Below are 3472 nucleotides of genomic sequence, written 5' to 3'. Positions count from 1 at the left end.
ACGGTACGGGCGCGCCCGTACCGCCCCGACGGTCGGCGTGCTTCAGCCCGCCATCGGCTTGCCCGTCTCCAGCAGCGACTTGAGGTCGCTCAGCAGCATCGCCCAGCCGCCGCCCGCCTCCTTGATCTCCCCGGCCACCTGCGCCGCGTGGAGCGGCGCGCCGGTGACATCGTGGGTGACGGTGAGCTTGGTGACGCCTCCGTAGGGCTCTTCCTCGATCTCGTAGGTGAGCCGCGTGAACGGTTCGGCCGCCAGCGCGGGCGAGAAGAGCATGCGGTACGTCTGGACGAGCCGGTGCGGAGGTTCGGCCTCGATGATCTCGCCCTCGATGATCTGCTCGGCCGCGCCGTGCTGACGCATCTCGTCGCTCGACAGCACCCGGTACGCACCGCCCGCGCGCAGGTCGAACTCGCCCACGCAGCGGTAGCCGTACTTCGCGTTCCACTCCGGCGCGGTGATCGCGTCCCAGACCGCCTGGGGTGTCGCCTTGATGTAGACCTGGTGGACCTGGACGGTCGTGGTCTTCTCGGCCGTGGCTGTCATGTGTTCCCCTCCAGCTCGTTCTTGAGCTCAGCGAGCGCCGTCACCCGGCGCTCGGTGTACTTGTCGATCCACCGGTCGTGGATCAACCGGATCGGTACGGGGTTCAGGAAGTGCAGCTTCTCCCGGCCCGATCTGCGCGTGACGACAAGTCCCGCCTCCTCCAGCACCTTCAGGTGCTTCATCGCTCCGTACCGCGTCATCTCCAGCTCGGACTCCAGCTCGGTCAACGTGCGTCCGTCACGCGCGAAGAGCAGGTCCAGCAGAAAACGACGCGTCGGATCAGCCAGCGCCTTGAAGACACGGTCGTCGTCGCTCACAGCTGCAGGATAGGTGACCAAAAGGTCACATGTAAACCCCGGGAGGGCGCCACTCCCGGTCGCGGAAGAGCGGGCTGGAGACGGGCCGGGGGACGGGCGGGAGACGGGGCAGGAGGCGGGTGGGAGACGGGACGGCGGCGCCTGACGGACCGTCCCGGTGTGATGTCCGTCATCTGAGACGTGACGCGCATCTCTTCGCCGTCACACGGCCCGCCACGAGCGCTAACCTCCGGCAGAGCACTCGAATGTAAACAGGCGTTAAGGCTCAAAGAAGAGCCGAAGAAGAATCGTGGGGTGTGACGTGGCCGGGAAGCTCGCCGTCATCGGGGCCGGACTCATGGGGTCCGGGATCGCGCAGGTCTCCGCACAGGCGGGCTGGGACGTGGTGCTGCGGGATGTGACCGACGCGGCGCTGGCGCGTGGGATCGACGGTATCAAGGGCTCGTTCGGACGGTTCGTCGCCAAGGGCAAGCTCGAAGAGGCCGACGCGGACGCGGCTCTCGCCCGGATCACCACGACCACCGATCTGGACGCCGTCGCCGACGCGGACATTGTTGTCGAGGCGGTCTTCGAGAAGCTCGACGTCAAGCACGAGATCTTCCGCGCGCTCGACAAGCTCGTACGGGACGACACCGTCCTCGCCTCCAACACCTCGGCCATCCCGATCACCAAGATTGCGGCGGCCACCGCGCGCCCGGAGCGTGTCGTCGGTACGCACTTCTTCTCTCCGGTGCCGATGATGCGGCTCTGCGAGCTGGTGCGCGGCTACAAGACGAGTGACGAAACCCTCGCCACCGCACGGGAGTTCGCCGAATCGGTGGGCAAGACCTGCATCGTCGTCAACCGCGATGTGGCAGGCTTTGTGACCACACGACTGATCTCCGCGCTCGTGGTCGAGGCCGCCAAGCTCTACGAGTCGGGCGTCGCGTCCGCCGAGGACATCGACACCGCCTGCAAGCTCGGGTTCGGTCATGCCATGGGGCCGCTCGCCACCGCCGACCTGACCGGTGTCGACATCCTCCTCCACGCGACCGGCAACATCTACACCGAGTCGCAGGACGAGAAGTTCGCCCCGCCGGAGCTGATGCGCCGGATGGTGGACGCGGGTGACATCGGCCGCAAGAGCGGGCAGGGGTTCTACAAGCACTGAGTCCCGCAAGCACCGAGCCACCAGCCGAGAGCCGGGCGCTGAGCTGCCTCAAGCCGTTTCGGTATCACCCCACAGGGTGATTTTGGTATCGGTTCGCTTACAGACGGCAACTTCTCCGCGCGTGCGGCAGTCAGTTGTTGGAAGACAGAAGAACACGGAACAGGCACTGGGTACGGAAGCACTCATCGGGGAGCGCATATGCACATCAGGGGCGACCACGCCGAGCTGGTCGTCGGGGGCCGCCTCGACGTCCGCAGCGCGGCGGACGCCCGTACGGTCCTGCACTCGGCCGTCGACGACGGAGCCGGCGATCTGGTGCTCGACCTGACCGAACTGGACTCCTGGGACGCCACCGGACTCGGCGTCATCATGGGAGCCCACCGACGCGCCGGGCGGTGCGGTCGCAGACTTGTGCTGCGCGGTGTCCCGCCGCAGATGCAGCGGCTGCTCGTGGCCACCCGATTGCACCGCATTCTCGCCATCGAGGGCGGAATCGCCGCAGAGTCGCTGCCGAGGGTCTGACCGGGCCGGACCTCGCAATCCTCATAAGACCGTGATGTCTTGGACGGGGTGGTACCCCGGCTGTTCACGGATACTGTGCGGAGGTCTAGGGTTCGGCCGTCTGCCGATGACCGACCCATGGAGCAGATACCGGACCAGAAGCGACAGATGGGCGTGCGAGGCCGGGGGCAGCGGCACGCCACGATCTGGGGGGCTTTTCACCATGGACCCGATGAGCCGGGGACCGGAAGAATACGGCCACGACAACGAGCGGTTCGACGACGGGAGTCCCGACGGCGGGCATCGCGATGGTGCGCGCACCGACGGTACGAGCGCCGACGGCCCGCGAGCCGACGGGCCGCGCACCGACGCCAGGCGCTACGGCGAGGACAGCTTCGGCGGCGAACGCACCGGTAACGAGCCCGTGGACAGCGCGCAATACGACAGCCCGCGCGATGTCCCGCACGACAGCCCGCAGGACAGTCCGCGCTACGACGACGGCCGCGTGGCGGACGGGCGTTACGAGGACGAGCGCGTGGCCGAGGGACGCTACGAGGACGGCCGTTACGAGGACGTCCGCGCCGACGGCAGCTCGTACAACGCTGGCCACTACGGCGACGGCTCGTACAACAGCGACAGCCGTCACGACGACGGTCCGTACGACAACGGCCGTCACGACGACAGCCCGTACAACGACAGTCGGCACAACGACGAACGTCCCGCCGACAGCCCCGAGTCACGGCGCCCGCCCCGCGTCGAGATCACTCCCGCCATCACCGCGGCCCTCGCGCCCAAGCCCGCGCCCGTCCCGCCTCCGGCGACCGCCCTGGGACATCTCAAGGGCTCCGGATCCGCCACGCCCTCGCCCGCACGTACGGTCCAGCTCGTCTCGGGCGACCTCCTGGTGACCGTCAATCCCGTCGACGGCAGCGAGATCGAGCTCTGCCCGCCGGGCCGCAGG

General features: G+C 68.0%; 4 protein-coding genes and 1 pseudogene. 3 read left to right on the top strand and 2 right to left on the bottom strand.

Annotated elements, in window-relative coordinates:
* Positions 1–42 precede the first annotated feature (42 nt).
* Both GA0115259_RS42355 and GA0115259_RS42350 read right to left on the bottom strand, forming a co-directional pair.
* Entirely contained in the window at positions 43–543 is a 501-nt protein-coding gene (locus tag GA0115259_RS42355) for an SRPBCC domain-containing protein (RefSeq protein ID WP_093603336.1), read from the bottom strand.
* A complete protein-coding gene (locus GA0115259_RS42350) occupies positions 540–860 on the bottom strand; it encodes an ArsR/SmtB family transcription factor (RefSeq protein ID WP_093603334.1) in 321 nt (106 codons plus the stop codon). Before GA0115259_RS42350 ends, GA0115259_RS42355 begins: the two co-directional genes overlap by 4 nt.
* Before the next feature lie 301 nt (positions 861–1161).
* Here GA0115259_RS42350 and GA0115259_RS31615 point away from each other — a divergent pair, with 301 nt between their 5' ends.
* The 3 genes and pseudogenes from GA0115259_RS31615 to GA0115259_RS31605 all read left to right on the top strand — a co-directional run.
* On the top strand, positions 1162–2010 hold the full coding sequence (locus GA0115259_RS31615) for a 3-hydroxyacyl-CoA dehydrogenase family protein (RefSeq protein ID WP_093603332.1): 849 nt from the start codon (positions 1162–1164) through the stop codon (positions 2008–2010).
* Between the two features lie 198 nt (positions 2011–2208).
* Positions 2209–2532 carry an STAS domain-containing protein gene (locus GA0115259_RS31610; RefSeq protein ID WP_066956508.1) on the top strand — a complete coding sequence of 108 codons (324 nt, stop codon included), beginning with the start codon at positions 2209–2211 and terminating at the stop codon, positions 2530–2532.
* 211 nt (positions 2533–2743) lie between these two features.
* A pseudogene (locus GA0115259_RS31605) lies at positions 2744–3472 on the top strand (hypothetical protein); the annotation flags it as partial.

It is taken from the genome of Streptomyces sp. MnatMP-M17 (assembly GCF_900091995.1).
Classification (GTDB): domain Bacteria; phylum Actinomycetota; class Actinomycetes; order Streptomycetales; family Streptomycetaceae; genus Streptomyces.
This window is presented reverse-complemented; position numbering and strand designations above follow the sequence as displayed.

Excerpts from the sequence above, each read along its gene's own strand:
- GA0115259_RS31610 (WP_066956508.1), top strand. The coding sequence starts at position 2,209 with ATGCACATCAGGGGCGACCACGCCGAGCTGGTCGTCGGGGGCCGCCTC.
- GA0115259_RS42355 (WP_093603336.1), bottom strand. The coding sequence starts at position 543 with ATGACAGCCACGGCCGAGAAGACCACGACCGTCCAGGTCCACCAGGTC.